Raw genomic sequence first — 26,653 nt, forward strand, 5'->3', positions numbered from 1 at the left:
AATATCTACACTTATTGAGACCCACCTTTTACCATTCGGTTCCAAAAAATTTTAATTTTTTTCATAGCATTTAATTATCAGTGACTTACAACGCCATTCTCGATATTCATCCAAGCTTACATTAAAAATGTGATGTTAACTGGTTGTTAATGATGTGTGCTGGATGTATATTTTCAAACACATGTTTAATACAGGTGATTGAAATGAGCGCCAAACACAAGACCAAAGATAAAATCTTAGATGTGGCTGAGGCATTGTTTGCTGAGCACGGCTTTAATGATACGTCTTTGCGTACGATTACCAGTAAAGCAGGAGTCAACCTTGCTTCGGTCAATTACCATTTTGGCGACAAGAAGACATTAGTGCGTGCGGTGCTTAATCGCTATTTGGAAGCGTTTATGCCGGCAGTGTCGGACGCTTTGATAACGCTTAACTTAAACCCTGACTACACAATGAAACAGGTGTTTGAAGCGCTACGAGGTCCTTTGATGGCTCTTAACCATGTGCGACCTAATGGTACCAGTCGATTCATGTTGTTGATTGGGCGTGGTTATACCGATGTACAGGGGCATTTGCGCTGGTTTATCACAACGCGCTATCAAGAATCTTTAGCTCTATTTATGGAGTCAGTGCTAAAAGCCAATCCGAATCTATCAAGAGAAGAGGTGTTTTGGCGTTTGCATTTTACGCTCGGCACATGCGTCTTTACGATGGCATCAAGCCAAGCTTTGGCTGAAATCGCCCATAACGATTATGGTAAGAAAATCGATGCGCAATCTGTCATCGATCAACTCATCCCTTATCTTGCTGCTGGTGTATCAGCAGAGTAACCAAAAAAATAATAAAAATTATCCAATTTCGATTGGAACCAACATAGAAACCGTGAACAAAAGGAACTGGTTATGAGCTCTCTACGAAGAAAATGGATCAGCGATCCTGCCTTTAAAATGTTTAAAAAAGTTTTGCCGCCGCTTTCTGATACCGAACGTGAGGCGATGGAAGCGGGCAGTGTCTGGTGGGATGGCGAGCTCTTTTCTGGTCGCCCTGATTTTACCACGCTGCATCAATACCCTAAGCCAACGCTGACGGCAGAAGAGCAGTCGTTTATGGATAACCAACTCGAAACCTTGTTGGCGATGTTGGATGATCAAAAGATCAATAAAGAGGATCGCGATTTACCGGAAGATGTGTGGCAGTTTTTGCGCAAAGAGCGCTTTTTCTCGCTGATCATTTCCAAAAAATATGGCGGTTTAGAGTTTTCAGCTTTAGCTAACTCGACCATAGTCTCACGCATCGCCACACGCAGTATTAGCACCGCTGTGTCGGTGATGGTGCCAAACTCGCTCGGTCCAGGTGAACTTTTGTCTCATTATGGTACGCAAGAGCAGAAAGACTATTGGCTACCAAGGCTTGCCGATGGTACTGACATTCCATGTTTTGCTTTAACGGGACCAGAAGCGGGCTCGGATGCAGGTGGTATTCCTGATGAAGGGGTCGTCTGTATGGGTGAGCACCAAGGCGAACAAGTACTCGGTATTCGTGTCTCGTGGAACAAACGCTACATTACGCTGGCGCCAGTGGCGACTGTGCTAGGGCTTGCATTTAAGATGAAAGACCCGGATGGTTTACTGGGTGATAAAGTCGATATCGGTATCACTTGTGCATTAATCCCTGCCGATCATCAAGGCGTCGAAATTGGTGAGCGTCATGATCCACTCGGTTTGGCGTTTATGAATGGTCCAACGCGCGGTAAAGATGTTTTTATTCCAATGGACTGGCTGATTGGTGGGCAAGAGTACGCCGGTAAAGGTTGGCGTATGCTGGTGGAGTGTTTATCAGCAGGTCGCGGTATTTCACTACCAGCTCTTGGCACTGCGATTGGACACCTTACATCACGGACCACCGGTGCTTACGCTTATGTGCGTAAACAGTTTGGTATGTCTATTGGTAAGTTTGAAGGTGTTGCTGAAGCGCTTGGACGCATTGGCGGTCTAACCTATCTGCTTGAAGCGACGCGTACGTTAACCACGACCTCACTGGATATGAAAGAAAAGCCAGGGATTGTAACGGCAATTGCCAAATACCATATGACGGAAATGGCACGAACCATCTTAAACGATTCAATGGATATCCATGCGGGGCGCGCAATTCAAGATGGCCCGATGAACTATCTCGCCAAGCACTATTTGGGTATTCCTGTGGCGATCACCGTGGAAGGTGCGAATATCCTCACGCGTAACTTGATGATCTTTGGTCAAGGTGCGACACGTTGTCATCCATATGTATTGCAAGAGATGGAAGCTGCCGCCAATCCTAATCAAGAAGAAGCTGCGGCTGAATTTGACAAGTTATTGTTTAAGCATATCTCGCACGCGACGAAAAACACCTTTGGTGCATTTGGCGCAGCGCTTACGGGTTCTAGTCTTATCAAAGCTAATATTAGCGGTCCAACTCAACCTTACTACAAAGATTTAACCCGCATGAGTCGCGCACTTGCGGTGAGTGCAGATTTCGCCATGCTCACTCTTGGTGGTGAACTGAAACGTAAAGAGATGATCTCGGCCCGTTTAGGTGATGCGCTAGCGTACCTTTACATGGCTTCAGCGGCGCTGAAAAAGTATGAAGACGATGGTCGCCAACAAGAAGACTTAAACTACGTTCATTACTCGGTGCAGCATTGTTTGTACCATGGTGCGAAGTCGCTTCAAGAAGCGTTTAGCAACTACCCACAAAAATCGGTTGGTCGTCTACTTAAAGTGTTGGTTTTCCCACTAGGTAACCGTTTTGAAAAACCAAGTGATGATTTGTCGGTGAAATTAGCGGAAAGCTTAATGACTCCGGGAGCGCATCGTGATCGTCTTACTCACTTGTGCTATATCGGCAGCCAGGATGATGACAACGTGGGTGTGATGGAAAATGCCTTCTTGGCGATGTACGGCGTGCAAGCTATTGAGCGCAAACTGATGCGCGCAGCAAAAGAAGGTAAGGTTGCTCGCAAGGGCGTACTGACCGAACGTCTTGAGCAAGCAAGACAGGCTGGCGTATTAACCGAGAATGAAATTGAGCAAGTACTAGCGGCGGATAAGCTTCGTTATCAAGCAATCCAAGTGGATCACTTCAGTCATGATTTCTCAGAAGTGCGCACTCATACAACTCAAGTAAAACCAAAGCTCAATAGTGTTGCTTGATAAATGATAAGTGGAAGTGATGCAAAAGGCGCCGAAGGGCGCCTTTTTTCTATGCCAAATCCGCAGTGCTTTTTTGTGGAAAATCGACGTTTTTGCTTGAAACAGCTCCAACCACTTGCATTTAGCGGCGAATTTGCAAGAAATTTGGTGAGATTTAGCGTTGAACCTTTTATCCTAGCCAAGTTTTTTAAAGGAAGTTGAATATGATCATCAAACCTAGAATTCGTGGATTCATCTGTACCACAACACACCCAGTGGGTTGTGAAGCTAACGTAAAAGAACAAATTGCTTACACCAAAGCACAAGGTCCAATCAAAAACGCTCCTAAGCGTGTACTTGTTATTGGTTCTTCAAGTGGCTACGGTCTATCTTCTCGTATCGCGGCAGCATTTGGCGGCGGTGCATCAACGATCGGTGTTTTCTTTGAAAAAGAAGGTACTGAGAAGAAGCCGGGAACTGCAGGTTTCTACAACGCCGCTGCTTTTGACAAGCTAGCTGGTGAAGCAGGTCTGTATGCAAAAAGCCTAAATGGCGATGCTTTCTCTAATGAAGCAAAACAAAAAGCGATCGATCTAATCAAACAAGATCTGGGTCAAGTTGATATGGTGGTTTACTCACTGGCTTCTCCAGTACGTAAAATGCCAGAATCAGGTGAGCTGATCCGCTCTGCGCTAAAACCAATTGGTCAAACTTACACATCAACTGCTGTAGACACGAATAAAGACGTGATTATCGAAGCAAGTGTTGAGCCTGCAACAGAGCAAGAAATCAAAGACACAGTAACCGTAATGGGCGGTGAAGACTGGGAACTTTGGATTAACGCACTGGCAGATGCGGGTGTACTTGCAGACGGTTGTAAGACAGTGGCATACAGCTACATTGGTACTGAGCTAACTTGGCCAATCTACTGGGATGGTGCACTAGGTAAAGCGAAGATGGACCTAGATCGCGCAGCATCTGAGTTAAATGCTAAGCTTGCTGAAAAAGGCGGCAGTGCAAACGTTGCGGTACTTAAATCTGTGGTCACGCAAGCAAGTTCAGCGATTCCAGTGATGCCACTGTACATTGCAATGGTATTTAAGAAGATGCGTGAAGAAGGCGTGCATGAAGGCTGTATGGAACAAATTTTCCGTATGTTTAGCCAACGTCTTTACAAAGAAGACGGAAGTGCAGCAGAAGTGGATGAGCAAAATCGTCTGCGCCTAGATGATTGGGAACTGCGTGAAGACATTCAACAGCATTGTCGTGAACTGTGGCCACAAATTACGTCTGAAAACCTAAAAGAGCTAACTGACTACGTTGAGTACAAAGAAGAGTTCTTGAAGCTGTTTGGTTTCGGTGTTGAAGGCGTCGACTATGAAGCAGAAGTAAACCCAGCGGTTGACGCTGGCTTTATCAATATCTAAGTCTAACATTTCAATAGCATTAAAAAACGGAGCTGATAATCGCTCCGTTTTTTTATTTGTATCAGATATTGAATACCGACCAAATTGGCGCATGATCAGACGGTTTCTCAATGCCTCTGAGCTCGTAGTCAATGTCTGACTCAACACACTTCTCAGCTAACGCTGCCGTCGCCAAAATTACATCGATACGCAGTCCACGGTTGTCGTCAAAGCCGCGTGAACGGTAGTCAAACCAAGAGAATCGGTCATTAACTTCTGGGTGAATCGAACGGAAGGTATCGACAAAGCCCCAATCAAGTAAAGTTTTTAGCCACTCTCGCTCTTCTGGCTGGAACGAACATTTACCCGTTTTTAGCCAGCGTTTGCGGTTGGCTTCACCAATGCCGATATCGAGATCAATCGGGCTGATATTAATATCACCCATTACGATGACGTTTTCACCGTTTTCGTGATGCTCATTGAGGTAAGTCATTAGATCTTGATAGAAAGCACGTTTGTATGGGAACTTAGTCTCGTGAGCAATATTATCGCCTTGTGGGAAGTAACCATTTAAAACGGTAACTTTTTCTCCATTGCCTGCATCAAAGGTTGCCATGATCATGCGTTTTTGATGATCGTCATTGTCGGTTGGAAAGCCTTTTTGTACTGAAATAGGCTCTTGCTTGCATAGCATTGCCACACCATAGTGGGCTTTTTGTCCGTGGAAGTAGACTTTGTAGCCCATTGCTTCAACATCAGCTAGCGGGAAGGCTTCATCGTGAACTTTGATTTCTTGCAGTCCAATCACATCTGGTTGATGTTTATCAATAAGAGCTTGTAATTGATGTAATCGAGCTCGAAGACCATTGATATTAAATGAGACAACTTTCATTATTCTTCCTTATATGAGGGACTTACAGCGCATCCTAACGTGAATACAACAGAATTTAAACCGTGTACCTTGAAGAGAGGTTACGACTGATGCGCAAGTTTGGCTTTAAGATCTTCTTCGACGATTTTAAGTGCTGCAAGGGCAACCTTAGGGTCGACCTCGTTACTCTCAAGCAGATAAATTAGGTCTACGGCAAGCTTGATTTCATCAGGCGCGTTTTCGAGGCTTGGGGTTGTCATACTACTGATTTCTCTCTCGATAAGTGATCTGTTTTTCAAGTTTAACTTTCGCGACTCGGCAGCGTTCAAGCCTTTGCTCGGTTGCCAGTAATGCCTGTTGAGCTTGCTGCTGCGCAAAAGGTGGCGCCATGTTTAGCGCGGCTTGTTTATCAAGTACCATCTCCATCAGGCGTCTCTCCCAATCTTGATGCTGTGCGAGTTCTTGATAGAGCACATTGATCGGCTTTTGGTAGTGGCTGTGGTGCTTAGGTTCTTTTTTTCGGATAGCTTGTGTGGCGAGTTCGCGTTGGATCGCACTGACTTGCGAGAACAAGCGTTCAGATAGATACTCAGCACGCAAAGCGGTTAGCTTGCCGTTGTCTTGCTCTCTGATTAGAGTGTCAAGCGTCGCATTGGCTTCTTTGACGCAAGGCCCCAGTAATCTTGCACCACCGTGAAAGAGGCGCTCATCAAATAGCGCTTGATGGTGTTCTCCGCGCGCACGGTCAAGCTCAGCCGCTTGAACGGCAAGGTGTTCTATAGTACTGACTAGCTGTTTTAATTGACTCATACTGCAACAAACCATGCATCATAGGCGAGTTTAACGGCCAGTATACTCACCACTGTGACAAAAATAGGACGTATAAAATTGGCGCCAAAACGGATGGCCGAATGTGCGCCAACAAAAGCGCCCGCCATCAAGCATAGCCCCATGGTTAAGCCTAGCACCCAGTCAATATGCCCCAAAATGGCAAAGGTTATCAGCGAGGTAAAATTACTGGTAAAGTTCATCGCTTTAGCAACGCCAGATGCCATGAGGATATTGAGGCGATAGAGAGCCATGGTACTGACGGTCCAAAATGCGCCCGTTCCAGGGCCGGCAACACCGTCATAAAAGCCAAGTATACCGCCTTGGATATACTGTTTTTTGTTAAATACAGGGCAGGCGGGTGGAACTTCATTCGCACTGTTTTTCGGCGTTTTATGCCATACCGAATAGATGGCCGCGGCTAAGATAACCAGAGGTAGTGCTTTTTCCAACCACTCAGTGCTGATCCAGTCGACAAACAATGTACCTAGCGTGGCTCCGATCAAGGTGGCAATAAATGAGCGTTTCCAAAACTGAGGGCTGAACAGACGTTTTCTATAGTAAGTGAACGCTGCGGTTGACGAGGCAAAGGTGGCAGCAAGTTTATTGGTTCCTAAAGCAATATGTGGCGGTAAACCTAATGATAGCAGCGCGGGTACGGTTAGCATGCCGCCGCCTCCAGCAACGGCATCGATAAATCCAGCGATAAAAGCGACCAGCGCAAGCACCAACAACATCGTTGGCTCAAACATTTCCATTGATTGTTCTTCTAGTTATGGCTGTAAACAGCTGAAACGGTATTTATTCGATAACCCGTTTAAAAGGCGGTAAAGAATCAAGTAGCGCTTTACCATATCTTTTAGTTACTAGGCGTCTATCGAGAATGGTGACTGTACCAGAATCCCTCTCTTTACGCAGTAGGCGCCCAACAGATTGAATCAGCTTTTTACTCGCATCAGGAACCGTGATCTGCATAAACGGGTTCCCTCCTTTATGCTCAATATATTCTGCGTGAGCTTGCTCGACAGGAGAGGTCGGCACGCCAAATGGGATTTTAGTGATGATCAAGTTTTCCAATAGCTCACCGGGCAAATCTAGCCCCTCAGAAAAGCTGCCTGTACCAAAAAGGATGCTTGTTTTACCACATTGCACTAGGGTTTTATGTTTATTTAGAATTTCATTGCGCGATTCTTTACCCTGAATCTGTAGTGCCCAACCTTTTTTGATAAATTTCGCCTCTAAAGCATCGGCAACTTGGTTCATCTGCCAGTAGGAAGAGAATAAAACTAAGTTGGCCTGCTTGTCTTTAATTTGATTAGGCAGAATTTCAATAAGATATTCCGTAAATTCCTTTGCTTGCGGCTCGTACTTCATTTTTGGTACACGCAACTCCGCCTGATTCTGATAATCAAATGGTGAAGCAAGGGCGAGAAAACGTGTGCCATCCTCGGCTTTTTCACTGATGCCAGCTTGGCGACAGAAAAAACTAAATGAGTTAAGTGCTCGCATGGTGGCAGAGACTAAGACTGCACCTAAACAGCGGCTCCAAATCTGTTGATCCAGTTGCCAGCCAACCTCAAGTGGTGAAACGTTGACAGTAAAATCGCCTTCTCTTTCGCTATTAAGCTCTAGCCAGCGAGCAAGTGGCGCGCCTTTTTCACGTGGCGGTTCGGCCATTAACAGCCATACTTGCGCTAGGTTATCCATTCGCTGAATGTAAAAACCTAGTTCCGCTAGTGCAGGCTCGGCTAAACGAGCGGCAATCTCGCCATCTTTTACTCTTTCTGCAATTAAATCGGCGATTTTTGCCGTAGCTTGCGCTCCTTTTTGTGAGAGCTGCTTGAGCTCTTTTGACTCACTGGCTAACCATTCAGGGAGGTCACCATGTTCAAAACGGTAGATACCGTCGACAAAGTGGGCAGGATCAAAGCGAGAGGCGAGTTGAGTCAACGAAGGGATCAACTGTTGTACTGAATCTTGTAACTCATTACGAAAACGCGCAACCCGCTTTTCATCCGCGAGACCTGCAAATTTAGTTACAGATTGGTTGAGTCTTTCTAGCCAAGTCGCCGCACCTTTTAAACTAGCTGCTGCTGAGGAGTGATCGCGCGCCACATGCGGCAAATGGTGCGCTTCATCAAACACATAAATGGTGTTTTCAGGTTCTGACAGGATCACGCCGCCACCTAAGTCTGCATCTGCCATCACTAAACTGTGGTTGGCGATAATAACATCGGCTTTATCGAGTTCACTGCGTGCTTTTTGAAATGGGCATCCCCGGTGTGAAGGCATGCTGTTGTTGCAGCTGTGTTTGTCACTGACAATCATTTGCCAAATATTGTCGTCAATACTTTTTGGCCAAGAGTCACGGTCGCCATCCCATTTACCTTGAGCAAGAGAACGGTGCATGGTTTCGAGTAACTCAATATCTTTTCGCTTCGGCTTAGTTTCAAACAAAGCGACTTGCTGACCTTCTGCACCACAGGCATTGGCGAGCTTTTCAGCACAGCAATATCTTTGCCTCCCTTTTGCTAGCAGAAACGAAAAATTTAGATCAGTGATGCGGCGGAAAAGGGGTAAATCTTTATTAATCAGCTGTTCTTGTAACGCCACCGTTGCGGTAGATATAACCACTTTTCGTTGACTCAGAAAAGCCACAGGTATTGTCGCCATTAAATAGGAGAGCGACTTACCGATACCAGTTCCTGCCTCTGCAACAATAATGCGATTCTTATTGTGATATTCGCCACACAAAGTTTTGGCAATCTCGGCGACCAAATAGTTTTGTGCCCTGCGCGGGACAAAATTTTCTAGCTGAGCTTGGAGGTTTTGGTAGCTATTTCGAATGGAATTTTGGATTTTGCTATTGGTCATATCGGCGCCTTACTAACGGTAGCCGATAGTAGCACACTTCTCCAAGTGTTATGTAGTTCACGAAACAGAACGCTTTTTAAATAAATCTAGATCTGCTTCACAAAAAAAAACTGAACCTTCATAAGGTTAGATTTATTTCTAAAGTCAAAAAATATAAAACTGTACTACGTGTGCCTAAATAGAGTTTTATGTTGTTGTGGTTGTGAATTTATCTATTTTGCAGTGTTTTATATTTCTATTGCGACCAGCTTCAACTATTGATGAAAGTATTAGAGTGATTAGATCTTGGTCGCAAAATTTGGTTTGCCTGTCATAAATTGCTGATTTGTAATGGTTTTATGTTTTTTTAGCTTTGTTTTTTATAAGATTTGACAGTCAGAACAATCTTCTGCAATCTAGCACCGAAATTTGAAAGCGGCGGTGTCAAGCCTTTGAGTTTGAATCACCTCCAAAAAAATAAAAGGGAACCGGATAAGGAATTCCCTAATCTAAGAAAAGGCAGTGGATTAACTATGAAAAAGACTCTAGTAGCTCTTTCAGTACTTGCAGCAGCAACTTCTGCGCAAGCTATCGAACTTTACAACCAAGACGGCGTTACTGTTGGTATGCACGGTGACATCGAAGTGGTTTACATGAACACTTTCACTGAAAGCTCAATGAAGCAAGAAATCCAAGATGCAGATTTTGGCTTTGATGTTCGTTACGCAATCAATGACGAGTTCACTTTCGGTGCATACTGGGAGTTTGATGGTTCAGAGAGCACTAACTCAGAAGTTACAAAGAATGGCGATACTTACGTAGCGCTATACTCTAAAACTTACGGTTCAATCAAGTTCGGTCGTCTATGTACTGCAGTTGATGACCTAGGTATCGGTTCTGATTACCAGTACGGTATCAAAACTTACCTAGACAACAACACTAACGAGTGTGCTGACGAAGGTGTTCGTTACGACTACGATAACGGTACTTTCTACACAACTGTTGGCTTTATTCAAGACAAAGTTGGTGGTAACCAATTCGTTGATTCTGACGAAGTTGTATTCAAACAAGATGGCACTGACACTGACTACATGGATGCTCGAGTAGGTTACCGTGTTGCTGACTTCGACCTATCTGCATTCTACTCAAACACAGACGTAGAAGCTGCTGACAGCGATCACTCTGGTTACGGTGCAGAAGTGCGTTTCGCTGGTATCGAAAACGTTAACCTAGCTGTTGCATACTACGCAACTAACTCTGATGTTCAAAACGATGACAACGAAGTTGTAGCTTTCGCTGCTGACTACTACATGAACGCTTGGACATTCTCTGCTGGTTACTCTGTTGGTGACCACGACGACAAAGCTAAAGAGCAAGACAACTGGTTCCTAAACGCTGGTTACGGCATCGCTCCAAACACTACAGTTTACGCTGAAGTTGGTGGCGAAGATAAAGACGGTGTTGACACTGACACTGCTCTAGCAATCGGTGTTAAAGCTGAGTTCTAATTGAACTTCTGCTAGCATACAAAAAGCCACCTTTGGGTGGCTTTTTAACTTTTAAACAGACGAAATACAATTTCTCAAGGAGTATCCTTTGAATCTAAAAAAAATAACTGCACTTGCAGCTGCAATCATTGCTCTACCTTTACATGCTGCTGAGCTAAGTGCTCAAAAAGGTATTTCTATTCTGCTTGTGAATGGACAGGCAGCTGAAGAGAAATTGGGTACAAATCAAGTAAGTGATGGTGTTATTCAAGCGGTAGTTAAAGTTGACGGTAAGCTCGGTCATGGTGCTAGTGCTGAGATATTTGAATCCAAGCCTTATGTTCTCACGTTTGAAGCGACTGGTGATGAAGTCAAAATTAAGTTTCCGAGCCTAAATAGCGTAGCAGAGGCAAGAAATGCTTTCGATAAGGCTCAACCTGATTGGCAGGTTTTCGTTGATGGTAAAGAGATTACTGTTGAACAACAGATGTTAAAAGGCAAGAAAGGCTTTATGCCATACGCAGGTATGGAAAAGCTTGTCGCTGAGCACAACAAACAACGTGGTATTTACTTTAACAATGGTGAACTAGTAGACGCACCAGTTGCAGCAGAAGTTGCGCCGGTAGCAACATCAGCAGTCGTGACTGCGAATGCAGCGGCGAAAACCAGTGTTGAAACGCCAAAAGTAGCAGCGAAAAACGTTGAGCAGCTGAAAGCTTGGTACCTAAAAGCAAGCAAAGAAGAGCGCAAAGAATTCCGTCGTTGGATGATTGACCAAGAGTAATCATCGAATGATCTAAAAAGGGTTGGCATTGCCATCCCTTTTTGCGTTTAGTAGGCTTTTGTTTTTAGGGGGGCTCTATTGAAAGCACTCAGGTTTATTAAGCGCACTTTCGATGGCGGCGACCAGCTTTTCAATATGCTGAGCCTGGCTGATATAGGGCGGCATTATATAAATAAGTTTACCAAATGGTCGAATCCATACCCCTTGCTCGACAAAGTGCGCCTGAATTTTTTCCATATTGACCGCTTTGTGCGTCTCGACCACGCCAATGCCGCCTAACCAGCGCACATCCGCCACCAATGGATGCTCTTGGATTTGTGGTAGTAAGCTAGCAAATTGTTGCTCGATCATTTGGGTTTGTACTTGCCACTCGTTGCGCTCTAGCAGTTCCATGCTGGCTGTGGCAACCGCGCAGGCAAGAGGGTTACCCATAAAAGTCGGACCATGCATAAAGCAACCGGCTTCACCACCGCATACGGTATTGGCGACGTTACTGGTAGCCAAGGTTGCCGATAAGGTCATATAGCCACTGGTGAGCGCCTTACCTACGCAGAGAATATCTGGTTCGATATCGGCATGCTCATAGGCAAACATTTTGCCTGTACGCCCAAATCCGGTGGCGATTTCATCTAAGATCAACAGCACCTCAAATTGATCGCAAAGCTCACGTACCCCTTTCAGAAATTCAGGATGATAAATACGCATCCCACCGGCGCCTTGCACAATCGGTTCTAAGATCACGGCGGCGATCTCTTGGTGATGATCCGTTAACTTCTGTTTGAAATCATCAAGATCGCTGGAATGCCACGCTTGCCAAAATCCGGTTTTCGGCGAGTTAGCGAAGATATGCTCAGGCAAAAAACCTTTATAAAGCGAGTGCATCGAATTATCAGGATCTGTGACCGACATGGCAGCGAACGTGTCGCCATGATAACCATCTCGCAGAGTCAGAAATTTAGCCCGCTTTTCTCCTTTCGCATGCCAATACTGCAATGCCATTTTCAGGCTCACTTCTACCGCCACAGAACCAGAATCTGCCAAAAATACGTGCTGTAGTGAATCACACGTCATATTAATGAGCTTTTTACACAAATTGATTGCGGGTGCATGGGTAAGCCCACCAAACATCACATGTGACACCGTATCAATTTGTTGATGGGCGGCTTGGTCTAAGTAGGGATGGTTATAGCCATGAATTGTCGACCACCAAGATGACATGCCATCTACGAGTTCTTCACCGCTTTCAAGGTAAATATTCACACCGCTTGCTTTGGCTACTGGATAACAAGGCAGGGGATTAAGTGTTGAAGTGTAAGGATGCCAAATATGCTGGCGATCAAAATCTAGATCCATGATTACTCGCAAAGATTAAAAATTAACCAATTGTAAACTTGAGTTTTGTTTTGTTGTTGACAGCTTACTCTGTGGCGATAGACTGTCAACCATAAAACCATCCCGATGATTGATTGGTCGTGGATATAAAATCGATTTGTGAAGGTCTTGCGCTTAATTGACCCACTTGATTTGAGTGCGCACTGTTTTAGCAAAGAACATAATAAGGAAGAGATGTGGAAGTTCGTCATAACTGGACTCATGATGAAGTCAAACAATTGATGCAAAAGCCGTTCATGGATTTGCTTTTTGAAGCGCAGTTAGTGCATCGAAAGTATCAGCAGCACAACCATGTACAGGTAAGCACTTTACTCTCAATCAAAACTGGCGCATGCCCAGAAGATTGTAAATATTGTCCACAAAGCGCGCGCTACACGACGGACGTAGAGAAAGAGCGTTTGATGGAAGTGGAGCGAGTGCTTGATGCTGCGACCAAGGCAAAAAATGCTGGTTCAACGCGTTTTTGTATGGGCGCGGCGTGGAAAAACCCTAAACAACGTGATATGCCACATCTAACGCAAATGATAAAAGGCGTGAAAGATATGGGGCTGGAAACCTGTATGACGCTCGGCATGCTAACCCCAGATCAAGCACAGCAACTCGCGGACGCCGGTCTTGACTACTACAACCACAACCTTGATACCTCGCCAGAGTTTTACGGCAATATTATTACCACCCGTACTTACCAAGATCGTTTAGATACTTTGTCTCATGTGCGTGATGCGGGCATGAAAATTTGCTCTGGTGGCATTATCGGCTTGGGGGAGAGCGCCAGCGATCGCGCTGGTTTACTTTGTGAGTTGGCAAACTTGCCGACACACCCAGAAAGTGTGCCAATTAACATGTTGGTGAAAGTAAAAGGCACGCCACTAGAGAATGTGGATGATGTAGACCCATTTGATTTTGTTCGTTTGATCGCTATTGCCCGTATCATGATGCCAATGTCGGCGGTTCGTTTATCTGCGGGTCGCGAAAATATGAACGAGCAGATGCAAACCTTGTGCTTTATGGCGGGTGCCAACTCTGTCTTTTATGGCTGTAAATTGTTGACCACGCCGAATCCATCGGAAGATAAAGACATGCAGCTATTTGCAAAGTTGGGCATTAATAGTCAACAGGTCTCGCAACGACCGGATGAGATTGAGGAAAACGAACTGCTTGATCGCGTGGTTGAGCGAGTTGCCGCCCGTCCAGCTAAAGATGACCTGTTCTATGACGCAAGCGTTTAATCAGCGCATTGCTGACAGCCTAGCGCTGCGTAAGCAACAAGGCTTAAATCGCCAAATTGCGCCAGTGGCGTTGGGCAATCATCCAGTGTTGTCCTATCAACATGCCAAATACAGCAACTTTTCCAGCAATGACTATCTCGGCTTAGCCGGGGATAAAGAGTTGGCAACGGCTTGGCAGCAAGGTATTGATCGCTATGGCAATGGTAGCGGTGCATCCCCACTTGTGACGGGGTTTAGCCACGCGCACCAATTATTGGAAGAAAAGCTCTGCCAATGGCTGGGGTATTCGCGGGCAATCCTGTTTAGTTCAGGGTTTTCTGCCAATCAAGCAATGCTATTTAGTTTGCTCGAAAAGGGCGATTTACTGCTGCAAGATAAACTTAATCATGCGTCGTTGATGGAAGCGGGTATGTTGTCACCTGCGACAATGAAACGGTTTCAGCATAATGATGTGAGTAACCTAACTAAGCTGCTGCAATCGAACACCTTAGTGGTCACTGAAGGGGTGTTCAGTATGGATGGCGATACCGCGCCGCTCGCCCAGATTGATCAAGCGATTGAAGGCAAAGCTTGGCTCGCTGTCGATGATGCGCACGGTATTGGTGTTTTGGGACATCAAGGTCGGGGCAGCTGCGATGCCGCAGGGATTAAACCGCAATTGTTAGTGGTTACCTTTGGCAAAGCGTTTGGTTTATCTGGAGCGGCAATTATGTGCGACCAAGCGACAGGTGATTATTTGACTCAGTTTGCTCGCCATCACGTTTACTCCACAGCGATGCCGCCTTCTCAAGCTCATGCTTTGTCTCATGCGGTTGATATGATCACCACGCAGCAATGGCGCAGAGATAAATTAAGCGAACTTTATTACCACTATGATAAGGCACTGCAAAATGTCGCCGGTTATCAATACACCGAAACACCGATAAAACCGTTTATTGTGGGTCAATCAGATAAAGCCGTGTTGTTGTCGCAGCAACTCAAATCACGAGGTCAGTGGCTAACCGCGATCCGTCCCCCAACGGTAGCGCAAGGTAAAGCGAGATTGAGGATCACTTTGACGGCGAACCACTCGGTACATCAAATCACTCATTTAGCTGATGAGCTAAAAGCATTAATAGATGGTTAACTCTGATGAATAATGCGCTATTCGTGAATTCGCAACAGATGGACTTTGCTAATAAACAAGCAATCGCTGATTCGTTTGGCAAAGCGGCAGCAAGCTATGACAAGCATGCTGCGTTTCAGCGTGAAGTCGGCTCTCGTTTGCTTGATTTATTACCCCAAGATCTTAGTGGTAAACAGGTATTGGATCTTGGTTGCGGTACGGGCTTCTTTAGTCAGCAACTGCTGGCAAGAGGGGCGCAGGTTATTTGCTGCGACCTGTCGAGTGAAATGTTGCAACAAGCACAAGCCCGTTGTGGTCATCAAGGCATGCAGTACCAGCAAGGTGATGCAGAATCACTGCCGTTTGCCGCGCATCAGTTTGATTATGTTTTCTCTAGTTTAGCGCTGCAGTGGTGTGATGATTTGTCGGTGCCGTTGGCAGAAATGCGCCGCGTTACTCGGCGAGGTGGGAGCGTTGTCTTCTCGACTTTGCTCGATGGTTCACTTAATGAGCTCAAGCAGGCTTGGGCAAAAGTTGACTCATATCAACACGTCAACGATTTTATAACTGCCAATCAGGTAAAAATTGCGTTAGCGCAAGCTCAGTGTAAAAACCATCACTTAGACTTGCCCACCATAATCGCTTGGTATTCATCCGCATTCTCGTTAATGCGTGATTTAAAAGGCATTGGCGCGAACCATGTTCAAGGTCGCTCTCATGGGCTGACGAGTCGCCAATCGCTCAAACGCTTAGAACATGAGTACCAAAATTTTCAGAATAACCAGCAGGGGCTTGTTCCCGCAACTTACCAAGTTTGTTTGGGGAAAATTAATTTATGATCGACGCATTTTTTATTGCTGGTACGGATACCGATGTAGGCAAAACAGTCGCTTCTAAAGCAATTTTGAACGCTTTAAAAGAGAGAGGTTTGAATACCATTGGCTATAAACCGGTTGCCGCTGGCAGTGAAAAAACTGAACAAGGTATGCGTAACTCTGACGCGCTTTATCTACAAGCGGCAGCGACGGTAGAAGTGGCATATGATGACGTTAATCCGTATGCACTTGAACTGCCAGCTTCACCGCACATCGCAGCAAAGCGTGAAGATGTAGTCATTGATTACGATGTGTTAAGTGACAAATTGGCGCAGCACAAACAAAACTCAGACATCGTACTGGTTGAAGGTGCCGGTGGTTGGCGTGTGCCAGTTTCAGATACCGATTGTCTATCAAGCTGGGTACAGCGTGAAGATTTGCCTGTAGTTTTGGTGGTTGGGATTAAGCTAGGCTGTTTGAGCCATGCGTTACTGACTCTTGATGCAATCAAAGCAGATGGATTAAAAGTCGCAGGTTGGGTTGCTAACCGTATTAATCCAGGTACTGAGCACTACGCTGAAATTATTGAGATGTTAGAGCAGAAGATCGATGCACCAAAGATCGGTGAAATTCCTTACGTGCCAAGTGTGAAGCGTAAAGAACTGGCAAAATATATCGATGTCACCCCGTTAGTGGGGTAATTACTTTCCTAACCAAGAAAAAGAGCTGCCAATTGGCAGCTCTTTCAATTTCAATTCAGACTACTTGTCGCTGTTCAAACCCATCAAGGCAGATTGAGTTTCCGCGACTCTTTGTTGCATAGCGTGCTCTGACGAGATCCCTAACTGCTGCTTGGCTTCTTCTTCTGAAATACCGAGATGACAACATAACAAATCGATTGCCATTTGGTAGTTGCTTGTTTCAACCATGAGCTCTTCCTATCTAGACGTTGTTTCGTTCCTGCTGTAAATCTAGCAGCTTTTTGACGGGTCACAATTCGACCAAAGTCTAACTTAAATGTGTCAATTATCCCCAGTGATGCAACACTCGGATAGGTAACTATTAGTCAGGTTGAAAACAAGTGTATCAATTTGCTTCTAATACTTGTGTTTAGTGTGATTCGTCTATATCTATGTGCTAGCCTAGGGGTTAGCGGAGTTTAGTTGACTAAAGGCTAATACCTTCGTACATAAAGGCGATTATGTTGTCATAATCAAGCCACAAAAAAGAGCTTCCTGTTTCGGAGAAAAGTAATGAAGCGAGTAATGTTATTCCTTGCAACAAACTTAGCTGTTGTTCTGGTGCTAAGCGTTGTTCTGAATATTGTTTATGCTGTCACTGGTATGCAGCCTGGTAGCCTATCTGGCTTGCTGGTTATGGCGGCTGTGTTTGGTTTTGGTGGTTCATTTATCTCTTTGATGATGTCAAAGGGGATGGCGCTACGCTCTGTGGGCGGTATGGTTATCGAAAGCCCTCGCAACGAAACAGAGCACTGGTTGCTTGAGACGGTTCGCCGTCAATCACAACAAGTGGGCATTGGTATGCCAACGGTTGCGATCTACGACTCTGCGGATATCAACGCGTTTGCTACAGGTGCAAAACGTGATGATTCGCTTGTTGCTGTTTCAACGGGTTTGTTGCACAACATGACGCGTGATGAAGCCGAAGCGGTTCTAGCGCACGAAGTGAGCCACATTGCTAATGGTGACATGGTAACCATGACGCTAATGCAAGGTGTGGTGAACACCTTTGTAATCTTTCTATCGCGCTTTATCGCCAACATCGTCTCGTCAAACAACAGTGACGAAGAGGGTGAAGGCGGTAGCAACATGATGGTGTACTTCGGTGTCTCTATGGTGCTTGAACTAGTATTCGGTTTCCTAGCAAGCTTTATCACTATGTGGTACAGCCGTCATCGTGAGTTTCACGCTGATGCAGGCGCGGCAAGTCTAGTAGGTAAAGAGAAGATGATTGCTGCTCTTGAGCGCTTAAAGATGAGTCACGAGTCTCAGCTTGAAGGTTCTATGATGGCATTTGGTATCAATGGCAAGCGTTCTATGACTGAACTACTGATGAGCCATCCACCGCTAGATAAGCGCATTGCAGCGCTGCGTAGCGGTCTATAATTGTTGCTTTGTGGCTAATAATTAGATACCAAAGTTAATACACTAAATTTGTTACAAAAGGCTTGGATTTTTATCCAAGCCTTTTTTGATCCAATCAGAAAAACATCCGTAAACTGAAATAAGTTATACAAAAAATAATTTGTACAACTTTTTGATATGTTCTAGAGTGAACATGTTATACAAAAAATATTTGTGTACAATTTATCGGAGTTTCTCATGGACGTAGCGACAGTCGGTTCAGTTTATCAGCAATTAAATAAGTCCAATCTTCATCTGCTTAACGACGTTTATCATCCAAACGTTGTGTTCGAAGATGCCGCCCACCGTCTTGAAGGTTGGGTGGAGCTTAAACGCTATTTTGACTCTCTATATCGCAACGTCGACCGTTGCCAATTCAACATTCAAGAGCAGCAGCAACTTGGTGATAGCGGCTTTATCACATGGACGATGGAGCTCAAACATCCCAAACTGCAAAAAGGTGCCACCATCTTTGTAAATGGTGTTAGCCATCTTAAATTTTCGGAAGGTCGAGTCATCTATCATAGAGACTATTTTGACCTTGGTGAGATGCTCTACGAGAACCTGCCTTTACTGGGCTCAATCGTCAAAACAATTAAGTCGAGGCTAGGCGAATGAGTACAGTTCTGATCACAGGGGCGACGTCTGGTATCGGGCTTCAGCTTGCAAAAGATTATTTGGCAAACGGTGACAGTGTAGTAGTTTGCGGTCGCAATCCATTTGCCTTGCAAAGCTTAGTGCAAGACCAAATCAACGCTGAAGCATTGCAGTTTGACATCACAAACGCTGAGGCGACCAAGCAGGCGCTCAGTACGATGCAGTCACAGCCGAATGTTTGGATTTTTAACGCCGGTAATTGTGAATATATCGAAAAAGGCGAGATTGATAGCGAACTAATAAAGCGTGTGTTTGAAGCTAATTTCTTGGGCTTAGTCAATTCACTTCAAGCTTCGCAAGTCCACTTTAAACCGGGTGATCAAGTAGTGGTGATCGGTTCCATTTCCAGCGAAGTCGCGTTACCGCGCGCAGAAGCCTATGGTGCATCCAAAGCGGCAGTGAGCTACCTTGCCCGAACCTTGCAGATGACGCTCAAACCTAAGCAGATCGACGTCACGGTTGTTTATCCCGGCTTTGTTAAGACCCCACTCACTGACAAAAACACATTTGACATGCCCATGATTGTAAGTGCAGAAGAGGCATCGGTCGCGATTCGCAAAGGGATAGAAAAACGTCAGGCTTATATCTATTTCCCAACTCGATTTACATCGATTTTAAGATTAATTGGCTTATTACCTTATCGTTGGCAAAACGCTTTGAGCGCTAAGTTGCTAAAAGGGTAATTCTCCCGATTAGCTGATGACCACAGTTAAAGATTCAAAGGATAGAGGAAGAATAATAATGAAAATCGCAATTATCGGTACTGGAATATCTGGACTAACTTGTGGTTACTACCTACATAAGCAACATGATATTACTTTGTTTGAAGCTAATGATTATATTGGCGGTCATACTGCCACCATCGATGTTGAACTTGATGGTAAAAGTTACGCAGTAGATACCGGCTTTATTGTTTACAACGACAGAACCTATCCTAACTTCATCAAGATGATGAACGAAGTAGGCGTTGAAGGTTTAGCAACGCAAATGAGTTTCTCTGTTGCAAATAAAACCAATGGTTTGGAATATAACGGGCACACCATTTCCACTCTTTTTGCGCAAAAGCGCAACTGGCTTAACCCCAAATTCTACAAATTCATCCTTGAGATCTTACGCTTTAACAAACTTGTTAGAGAACGAGCGGAACAACAGCAACTTTCTGCCAGTGAAGAAGAGAAAACCCTAGGCGAATTTTTGACTGAGCATGGTTTTAGTGATTATTTCAGCGATAACTATATCTTGCCGATGGGCGCTGCAATATGGTCCTCTACCTTAGCAGACATGCGCGCTTTTCCGCTCGGCTTCTTTGCACGTTTTTTCCTGAATCATGGTTTACTGGATGTAGTTAACCGACCTCAATGGTACGTGATTAAAGGTGGCTCAAAGCAATATATTCCGGCGTTGACTCAAGGCTTTGCTGACCGAATTTTGCTTAACTCACCAGTTGAACGTGTAACGAGAGATGCAAGCGGCGTGAATATTACTGTGAACGGACAAACTCAGCGTTTTGATCAGGTGATATTTGCCTGTCACAGTGACCAAGCCTTGGAATTACTCGCCGATGCCTCGTCTGACGAGCAGAAAGTGTTGGCGCCTCTGGCATATCAAAGCAATGAAGTAGTGCTGCATACTGACGTTAGTTTGCTGCCTAAACGACAAGCCGCTTGGGCGTCTTGGAATTACCGTCTCAATGGTGGCGATGGCGAACAGCTCGCTCCGCCGACTCTAACTTACAATATGAATATTCTTCAGCACATCGACAGCCCACACACCTTCTGCGTGTCATTAAACAGTGCTGACCTTATTGATAGTGAGAAAATCTTAAGAACGTTTAATTACAGTCATCCAGTTTTCACTACTGAGTCGATGGCAGCGCAAAAACAGCGTCAAGTTATCAACGGCGAACAACATACTTGGTTCTGTGGTGCTTATTGGTACAACGGTTTTCACGAAGATGGCGTGCGCAGTGCAGTTGATATTGTAGAAGCATTCAAGAGCATGCCAGACAAGATTGTTAAAGGAGCAGCGTAGATGAACAGCTCGCTTCTTGTTGGGACAGTGCGGCACAGACGTTTTACGCCAGTTAAGCATTCCCTTAACTATCCGCTATTTATGCCATGCTTAGATTTGGACGAGCTAGATAGCGTTTTCAACCAAGTTTGGGGATTGGGTGACAAATGGTGGCACTGGGCGCGCTTTCGCCGTCAAGACTACCTTGGAACCGGTGATTTAAAACGTGCAGTACTGGATAAAATTTTTGAGCTAACTGGCGAGAGGATTGTGAGCGGTCGTGTCGAAGCTGTTGTGCATTTACGTTACCTCGGTATTTACTTCAGTCCGGTCAATTTTTATTACGTCTACAATGAGCAAAACCAATGGCGCTATTTATTGGCAGAGGTGAGCAATACCCCTTGGAATGAGCGCCATTACTACGCCATTCCAGCCAGTGAAGATGGGCGTTTTGAACATCAAAAAGCCTTTCATGTCTCGCCATTTAATCCGGTTGAACAGCGATATAAATGGCGAGTGAAACCTCTTAACAAGCGTTTACATGTTCATCTTGAGTGTCATCGAGACAACAAAGAGTTCGATGCGACACTTTCGATGCAGAAACAATCGCTTGGTGGCTACGCTCTAACAAAAAAACTGATCGCCACGCCAGCGATGGCAGTAAAAGTCACCACAGGAATATATTGGCATGCGCTAAAGTTGTGGATCAAAGGCGCACCATTTTACTCACATCCCAAATATCAGCAAAGTTCTGACCACAGCAGTAACAGTAGCAAAGGAGCATAGGAAGATGACAACTCAAACTCTAACCCTTCCAAAGCGACTGACATCGGTTGAGAAAACCGCTCGAAGCGTAGTATTCAGTTGTATACATAAAATAGCTATCGGTACCTTAACCGTGGTTGAAGAATTTGAAACAGGCAAAGTGGTCCACCGAGAGAACTTTGGCAGCGGTAATGATTCAGAACCTCTAGCAGTCATTATTGTTCGTAATCCCGCTTTTTATACTCGTTTGTTAAAGGGCGGTAGTATCGCTGCGGCTGAAGCATACATGGATGGCTGGTGGGACAGCCCTGACCTGACTACGTTGACCGAGTTAATGGCGCGTAACTTAGCAATGCTGGACAACTTAGAGAGTCGCACTAGTTTTCTTACCGATATTATCCATCGAGTGTCCCATTGGTTTAATCGTAATACGCTGGAAAACTCTGAGAAAAACATCCATGCCCACTACGATTTGAGTAACGACCTATATAAGACGTTTCTTGATCAGAACATGCTTTACTCATCAGCGATATTTAGCAACGGAACAGACTCTCTTGAGCAGGCGCAAATCAACAAAATGGAGCGCTTGTGCCAAGAGTTACAGCTAAAAGCCAGCGATAAGGTGATTGAAATTGGCACTGGCTGGGGGGCGATGGCAATCTATATGGCACAAACCTATGGCTGCCACGTGACCACCACCACCATTTCTGACGCGCAGTTTGACTATGCCAAGCAACGAGTCGAAGAGTTAGGACTTGAAAATAAAATCACGTTGCTCAAGCAAGATTACCGCCTACTCGAAGGCGAATACGACAAGTTGGTCTCCATTGAAATGATTGAAGCGGTCGGCAAAGAGTTCCTCACCTCCTATATCCAAAAATGTCAGTCACTACTTAAACCACAAGGTTTAATGGCGATTCAGGCTATTACGATTGCCGATCAACGTTATAAGAGTTACAGCAACAGCGTCGACTTTATTCAAAAGTACATTTTCCCTGGCGGATTTCTTCCATCGATTACTGCGCTGACGCAAACGACGACCAAAAGTAGCGACTTGGTTCTGCGCGACCTATTCGATATCGGGGAGGATTATGCCCTTACTCTTAATCATTGGTACCAGCGTTTTAATGCCAATCTTGAGCGTGTGGCTGAGCTTGGTTTTGATGATCGCTTTATTCGCATGTGGAATTACTACTTCTGTTATTGCGAAGGTGGCTTCAAAGCTAAGACTATCAGCACGGTACATATGACGTTCCAAAGACCGTAGGTACGGGTATGAACCAGTTCAAACGGTTATTTATTGTCTCAACCATCTTTGAGCTGATGTGGTTCTTAGCTGTGGTTGGCAGAGAGACTTGGCAGTGGTTGACCATCGTCTTGGTGGTCATCATTGTGCTAGGCACAGCTTATCGAGAACATTTTAATTGGCGTGCCTGGTTGTTGCTAACTGTCATAGGGGTATGCATAGACAGTATTAACCTGAAAATTGGCTTGTTGGCTTTTGACACAGCGTTTTTGCCCATGTGGTTGATTGCTCTGTGGGCTGTATTTTGTTGGTATGCGTTATTTCTTGGTAAAGCACTGAGCCATTACCCTTTGTGGATCGTATCTATAGTGGGAGGTCTAGCTGGCGCTTTGAGCTATATAGCTGGATTCAAACTTGGAGCGGTGTCACTTGGATTTTCATTGCCTGTGGCATTTGTGTTGTTTTTCTCGCAATGGGTAGCGTTTGTTTTCCTTTGCATGAAAATAGTAAATGTAGGGGCAAAGCACCATGAAGATAACAAGGACAAGTTGGCTTAGAACCGTCTTATATTCCTGCACTTTTGTGGCGACAACGTATTCTGTTGCTTCGACTACTGGTGGAAATCAGCAGATCGTGAATAAACAACCTTCGACAATAGCAGTTCAGCAAACAAGTGATTGGCAGCAATGGCGCAAAGTAGGCGAAGCGCAACTATCGATCCTGTTTTTTGATATCTACCAATCGAAGTTACTTTCACCCACTGGCATATATCAACAGCAATCTTTAGATGTCACTCCCCATCCTTTGGCACTCTCAATTGAATATCAGCGTAATATCACCCAAGCGCAGTTACTCGATGTTACCTACGAACAGTGGATAAAACTCGGATATCGAGAGCAAGATGCAAAGCGATGGATAAAGCAACTGTCTGTGATTTTTCCGGATATTAAATCGGGTCAAAAGCTGACTTATGTAACTGATGGAGTGGCGGGTAAATTCGTTTTCTCTCCACTGCCACACCAAACTCGTCATATAGGGACTATTTCTGACGAGAAACTTAATGACGCCTTTTTATCTATTTGGCTATCACCTAAAACAGAATATGCACAGTTAAGGCGACAATTAATAGGGATGAAACGATGAAAGTGAAATTGCTGGTTATGTTCTCGACATTATTAGCTTTAATGGGGTGTGGAACCCAACTTGATGACTATAAACAGAGTCGCCCAAACTTTGCGCTGTTTGACTATTTTCAAGGCGAAGTAAAAGCATGGGGAATAGTGCAGGATTTCTCTGGTAAAAAGACGCGCAGCTTTGAAGTAGATATTGTCGGTACCATCGAAGGTAATAAATTAACCTTGGTGGAAGATTTTATTTATAGCGATGGCGTTGAAGAACAGCGTATTTGGAATATTGAGCGTTTAGAGGATGGCTCTTATCAAGGAACAGCACAAGACATTATCGGTATCGCCGCTGGGGCGGAGCAGGGCAATGCAATGCGCTGGCAATATGATTTTGAACTCCCTTATGATGGTTCAACCATAACCGTTGCCATGGACGATTGGCTGTTTAGGCAAGATGACAAGCACTTGTTTAATATAACCAAAGTGAAAAAGTTTGGCGTGCAAGTCGCAACGGTCACGATCTTTTTCCAAAAGCAATAAATCGGTTATTTCCGATAAAAATAAAGCCTCCCGAGGGAGGCTTTATAGATCAAATCTTTAGTTTGAAAGCAATTACAGCTTGTCAGTCAGCTCAATAGCTTGACCGATGTAGTTCGCTGGCGTCATCTCTTTTAGACGCGCTTTTTCATGCTCAGGTAGCTCAAGACCGTCAATGAATACGCGCATTGCTTCACCGTCTACACGCTTACCACGAGTTAGCTCTTTTAGCTTCTCGTATGGTTTCTCGATGCCGTAACGACGCATTACTGTTTGTACTGGTTCCGCAAGGACTTCCCAGTTCTTGTCTAGTTCAGCAAGAAGTGCTTCGCGGTTTACCTCTAGCTTGCTGATGCCTTTAAGCGTAGAAGTGTAAGCGATGATCGCGTAGCCAACACCCACACCTAGGTTACGTAGAACGGTTGAATCCGTTAGGTCACGTTGCCAACGAGAGATAGGCAGTTTTTGTGCTAGGTGACCAAATACAGCGTTCGCCAGACCTAGGTTACCTTCTGAGTTTTCAAAGTCGATTGGGTTAACTTTGTGTGGCATCGTTGAAGAGCCGATTTCGCCAGCAATGGTCTTTTGCTTGAAGTGACCTAGAGCAATGTAACCCCAAACGTCACGGTCGAAGTCGATCAGGATAGTGTTGAAACGTGCTACCGCATCAAACAGTTCAGCGATGTAATCGTGTGGCTCGATTTGAGTTGTGTAAGGGTTCCAAGTTACGCCTAGAGACTCAGTGATGAACTCTTCAGAGAATTTGTGCCAATCTAGCTCTGGGTAAGCCGAAAGGTGTGCGTTGTAGTTACCAACTGCGCCGTTGATTTTCGCTAGGATCTCAACGTTTTCGATTTGCTTAAATTGACGTTCCATACGGTAAGCAACGTTCGCCATCTCTTTACCCATCGTCGATGGAGAAGCTGGTTGACCGTGTGTACGAGACAATAGAGGAATGTCGCGGTATTCCACAGCAAGTGCTTTGATTGCATCGATTAGGTTGCGAATTTCTGGAAGAATAACCGTTTCACGCGCTTCTTTAAGCATTAGAGCGTGTGAAGTGTTGTTGATGTCTTCAGAAGTACAAGCAAAGTGGAAGAATTCGTTAACAGCGTGAAGCTCAGGAACATCAGCAACTTTTTCTTTTAGGAAGTACTCAACCGCTTTAACGTCGTGGTTGGTGGTACGCTCAATCTCTTTGATGCGTAGTGCGTCTTCTTCAGAGAAGTTAGCAGCAAGATCGTCTAGGAATTGATTAGCTTCTGCACTGAATGCAGGCACTTCGGCGATTTCAGCAGTAGCAGCAAGCTTTTGAAGCCAGCGAATTTCCACGATAGTACGGTACTTTAATAGACCGTATTCACTGAAAATTTCGCGTAACGCAATAGTCTTACTTCCGTAACGGCCGTCTACTGGTGAAACAGCAGTCAATGCTGACAGTTCCATGATGTTCTCCTGAATTGGGTTTCTAGAATTTGTGAGCTTTATACCAATAAGTTTGGCGTTTGTCACTAATATTGCGCAAACGTTTGCGCGAAGGTTGTTTTACTCGAAAAAAATAAACACGCGGTAGGCCGCGTGTTTAAATTACATTCGAGCGAGTAGAATTTGTGCTTGCTCGACCATTTTTTTGCGTCCAAATATTAAGTGTCGACGCTTACCGCCTACTTGACGCCAGAGTACAGAACAGCGAATCCCTGATAGCAACAGTGCGCGAACCTTATGTTGGTTGCTGGTTTGTTGCAATACTGTCGGTGTACCTGTCACTTGAATTCGAGGACCGATAGGGCTGACGACGTCGAGGTAGACGCTTGCTAAGTTGCTGATCATTTGATCGTCAGTAATGGCAAAATGGTCGGCTTGGCGTTCTAGCATTTTGATGCGGTCACCTAACTGAGCCATGGCATCATTGCGGCTACTAAGCTTACGCTCTAATGCCATCAGGCTAATAATGTAGCGAGTGATCTCACTACCTGCTGGTGTGCTATCAATGCCTTTTACCAAGCACTCCAACCCAAGCTTAAGGTCAGACTCTCGACCAAACACGTTAACTGTGTTGCTTGGGTTAGTGTTCAGAATCGCTTTTAATGAAGTTTCAAACGCGTCAGTGTCACAATAACCGTTCTTTGCTGCTTGCTGAACTAAAGCCACAGCTTGGCAAATACCTGCAAAAGCAATGGTGCGGTCATAAAGAGTGTTAGCCACGTAGAGTTACTCCTGAATAATACGTCTG

Annotated in this window: 27 protein-coding genes; 18 read left to right on the top strand and 9 right to left on the bottom strand. The window is 44.9% G+C overall.

Annotated elements, in window-relative coordinates:
* Window positions 1–203 precede the first annotated feature (203 nt).
* The 3 genes from psrA to fabV all read left to right on the top strand — a co-directional run bounded on the left by psrA (window position 204) and on the right by fabV (window position 4,594).
* Window positions 204–830 (top strand): TetR family transcriptional repressor PsrA, encoded by a 627-nt coding sequence (gene psrA / locus DPF93_RS11145; protein ID WP_114766243.1) that lies wholly within the window; start codon window positions 204–206, stop codon window positions 828–830.
* A 72-nt stretch (window positions 831–902) separates the two neighbouring features.
* Window positions 903–3,188 carry an acyl-CoA dehydrogenase gene (locus tag DPF93_RS11150; protein WP_114766244.1) on the top strand — a complete coding sequence of 762 codons (2,286 nt, stop codon included), beginning with the start codon at window positions 903–905 and terminating at the stop codon, window positions 3,186–3,188.
* A 203-nt stretch (window positions 3,189–3,391) separates the two neighbouring features.
* On the top strand, window positions 3,392–4,594 hold the full coding sequence (gene fabV, locus DPF93_RS11160) for an enoyl-ACP reductase FabV (protein ID WP_114766246.1): 1,203 nt from the start codon (window positions 3,392–3,394) through the stop codon (window positions 4,592–4,594).
* Between the two features lie 61 nt (window positions 4,595–4,655).
* Here fabV and xthA read toward each other — a convergent pair whose 3' ends face one another.
* The 5 genes from xthA to dinG all read right to left on the bottom strand — a co-directional run bounded on the left by xthA (window position 4,656) and on the right by dinG (window position 9,146).
* Window positions 4,656–5,465: an exodeoxyribonuclease III gene (gene xthA, locus DPF93_RS11165; RefSeq protein WP_114766247.1), complete on the bottom strand. Its 810-nt coding sequence runs from the start codon at window positions 5,463–5,465 to the stop codon at window positions 4,656–4,658.
* Window positions 5,466–5,545: 80 nt separating this feature from the next.
* On the bottom strand, window positions 5,546–5,704 hold the full coding sequence (gene rsmS, locus DPF93_RS11170; protein WP_114766248.1) for a pleiotropic regulatory protein RsmS: 159 nt from the start codon (window positions 5,702–5,704) through the stop codon (window positions 5,546–5,548).
* Window position 5,705: 1 nt separating this feature from the next.
* On the bottom strand, window positions 5,706–6,254 hold the full coding sequence (locus DPF93_RS11175) for a primosomal replication protein (protein WP_114766249.1): 549 nt from the start codon (window positions 6,252–6,254) through the stop codon (window positions 5,706–5,708).
* Window positions 6,251–7,030, bottom strand: coding sequence for a TSUP family transporter (locus DPF93_RS11180; RefSeq protein WP_114766250.1), 780 nt, complete (start codon window positions 7,028–7,030; stop codon window positions 6,251–6,253). The genes DPF93_RS11175 and DPF93_RS11180 overlap by 4 nt, the downstream gene beginning before the upstream one ends.
* Before the next feature lie 43 nt (window positions 7,031–7,073).
* The gene (gene dinG / locus DPF93_RS11185) at window positions 7,074–9,146 is read right to left on the bottom strand and encodes an ATP-dependent DNA helicase DinG (RefSeq protein ID WP_114766251.1); all 2,073 of its coding nucleotides are present in this window, start codon (window positions 9,144–9,146) and stop codon (window positions 7,074–7,076) included.
* Between the two features lie 512 nt (window positions 9,147–9,658).
* On the opposite strand from dinG, the gene DPF93_RS11190 reads away from it, so the two are divergent.
* Window positions 9,659–10,633 (top strand): porin, encoded by a 975-nt coding sequence (locus DPF93_RS11190; protein ID WP_114766252.1) that lies wholly within the window; start codon window positions 9,659–9,661, stop codon window positions 10,631–10,633.
* Window positions 10,634–10,721: 88 nt separating this feature from the next.
* Entirely contained in the window at window positions 10,722–11,396 is a 675-nt protein-coding gene (locus DPF93_RS11195; protein ID WP_114766253.1) for a YccT family protein, read from the top strand.
* 75 nt (window positions 11,397–11,471) lie between these two features.
* Here DPF93_RS11195 and bioA read toward each other — a convergent pair whose 3' ends face one another.
* The gene (bioA, locus tag DPF93_RS11200) at window positions 11,472–12,749 is read right to left on the bottom strand and encodes an adenosylmethionine--8-amino-7-oxononanoate transaminase (protein WP_114766254.1); all 1,278 of its coding nucleotides are present in this window, start codon (window positions 12,747–12,749) and stop codon (window positions 11,472–11,474) included.
* 215 nt (window positions 12,750–12,964) lie between these two features.
* On the opposite strand from bioA, the gene bioB reads away from it, so the two are divergent.
* Genes bioB through bioD form a run of 4 tightly spaced genes read left to right on the top strand, consistent with a single transcriptional unit; the run spans window position 12,965 to window position 16,638 of the window.
* Entirely contained in the window at window positions 12,965–14,017 is a 1,053-nt protein-coding gene (gene bioB, locus DPF93_RS11205; RefSeq protein ID WP_114766255.1) for a biotin synthase BioB, read from the top strand.
* Window positions 13,989–15,143, top strand: a complete 1,155-nt coding sequence (gene bioF / locus DPF93_RS11210; RefSeq protein WP_425275304.1) for an 8-amino-7-oxononanoate synthase — start codon at window positions 13,989–13,991, stop codon at window positions 15,141–15,143. Before bioB ends, bioF begins: the two co-directional genes overlap by 29 nt.
* Window positions 15,144–15,148: 5 nt before the next feature.
* A complete protein-coding gene (bioC, locus tag DPF93_RS11215) occupies window positions 15,149–15,961 on the top strand; it encodes a malonyl-ACP O-methyltransferase BioC (RefSeq protein ID WP_114766257.1) in 813 nt (270 codons plus the stop codon).
* Window positions 15,958–16,638: a dethiobiotin synthase gene (gene bioD / locus DPF93_RS11220; RefSeq protein ID WP_075652201.1), complete on the top strand. Its 681-nt coding sequence runs from the start codon at window positions 15,958–15,960 to the stop codon at window positions 16,636–16,638. Before bioC ends, bioD begins: the two co-directional genes overlap by 4 nt.
* Window positions 16,639–16,698: 60 nt before the next feature.
* Here bioD and DPF93_RS21325 read toward each other — a convergent pair whose 3' ends face one another.
* A complete protein-coding gene (locus DPF93_RS21325) occupies window positions 16,699–16,866 on the bottom strand; it encodes a hypothetical protein (RefSeq protein ID WP_164675354.1) in 168 nt (55 codons plus the stop codon).
* Between the two features lie 324 nt (window positions 16,867–17,190).
* On the opposite strand from DPF93_RS21325, the gene htpX reads away from it, so the two are divergent.
* The 9 genes from htpX (at window position 17,191) to DPF93_RS11265 (ending at window position 24,423) form a co-directional block, all read left to right on the top strand.
* Window positions 17,191–18,063 carry a protease HtpX gene (gene htpX, locus DPF93_RS11225; protein ID WP_114766258.1) on the top strand — a complete coding sequence of 291 codons (873 nt, stop codon included), beginning with the start codon at window positions 17,191–17,193 and terminating at the stop codon, window positions 18,061–18,063.
* A 216-nt stretch (window positions 18,064–18,279) separates the two neighbouring features.
* Window positions 18,280–18,699 (top strand): nuclear transport factor 2 family protein, encoded by a 420-nt coding sequence (locus tag DPF93_RS11230; RefSeq protein WP_114766259.1) that lies wholly within the window; start codon window positions 18,280–18,282, stop codon window positions 18,697–18,699.
* A complete protein-coding gene (locus DPF93_RS11235; RefSeq protein WP_114766260.1) occupies window positions 18,696–19,421 on the top strand; it encodes an SDR family NAD(P)-dependent oxidoreductase in 726 nt (241 codons plus the stop codon). The genes DPF93_RS11230 and DPF93_RS11235 overlap by 4 nt, the downstream gene beginning before the upstream one ends.
* Before the next feature lie 58 nt (window positions 19,422–19,479).
* A complete protein-coding gene (locus DPF93_RS11240) occupies window positions 19,480–20,769 on the top strand; it encodes an NAD(P)/FAD-dependent oxidoreductase (RefSeq protein WP_114766261.1) in 1,290 nt (429 codons plus the stop codon).
* Complete coding sequence (locus DPF93_RS11245) at window positions 20,770–21,534, top strand: DUF1365 domain-containing protein (RefSeq protein ID WP_114766262.1); 765 nt, start codon at window positions 20,770–20,772, stop codon at window positions 21,532–21,534. It abuts the gene before it with no gap.
* Between the two features lie 4 nt (window positions 21,535–21,538).
* Window positions 21,539–22,780: an SAM-dependent methyltransferase gene (locus tag DPF93_RS11250; RefSeq protein ID WP_114766263.1), complete on the top strand. Its 1,242-nt coding sequence runs from the start codon at window positions 21,539–21,541 to the stop codon at window positions 22,778–22,780.
* Window positions 22,781–22,788: 8 nt separating this feature from the next.
* Window positions 22,789–23,316 (top strand): DUF2878 domain-containing protein, encoded by a 528-nt coding sequence (locus DPF93_RS11255; RefSeq protein ID WP_114766264.1) that lies wholly within the window; start codon window positions 22,789–22,791, stop codon window positions 23,314–23,316.
* On the top strand, window positions 23,288–23,902 hold the full coding sequence (locus DPF93_RS11260; RefSeq protein ID WP_114766265.1) for a chalcone isomerase family protein: 615 nt from the start codon (window positions 23,288–23,290) through the stop codon (window positions 23,900–23,902). Before DPF93_RS11255 ends, DPF93_RS11260 begins: the two co-directional genes overlap by 29 nt.
* 41 nt (window positions 23,903–23,943) lie before the next feature.
* Window positions 23,944–24,423 carry a DUF3833 domain-containing protein gene (locus DPF93_RS11265; RefSeq protein WP_425275306.1) on the top strand — a complete coding sequence of 160 codons (480 nt, stop codon included), beginning with the start codon at window positions 23,944–23,946 and terminating at the stop codon, window positions 24,421–24,423.
* Between the two features lie 72 nt (window positions 24,424–24,495).
* Here DPF93_RS11265 and purB read toward each other — a convergent pair whose 3' ends face one another.
* Window positions 24,496–25,866 (bottom strand): adenylosuccinate lyase, encoded by a 1,371-nt coding sequence (purB, locus tag DPF93_RS11270; protein ID WP_114766267.1) that lies wholly within the window; start codon window positions 25,864–25,866, stop codon window positions 24,496–24,498.
* Between the two features lie 141 nt (window positions 25,867–26,007).
* Window positions 26,008–26,625: a high frequency lysogenization protein HflD gene (gene hflD, locus DPF93_RS11275; RefSeq protein WP_114766268.1), complete on the bottom strand. Its 618-nt coding sequence runs from the start codon at window positions 26,623–26,625 to the stop codon at window positions 26,008–26,010.
* Between the last annotated feature and the right edge of the window lie 28 nt (window positions 26,626–26,653).

The organism is Vibrio rhodolitus (assembly GCF_003350325.1).
GTDB classification, from domain to species: domain Bacteria; phylum Pseudomonadota; class Gammaproteobacteria; order Enterobacterales; family Vibrionaceae; genus Vibrio; species Vibrio rhodolitus.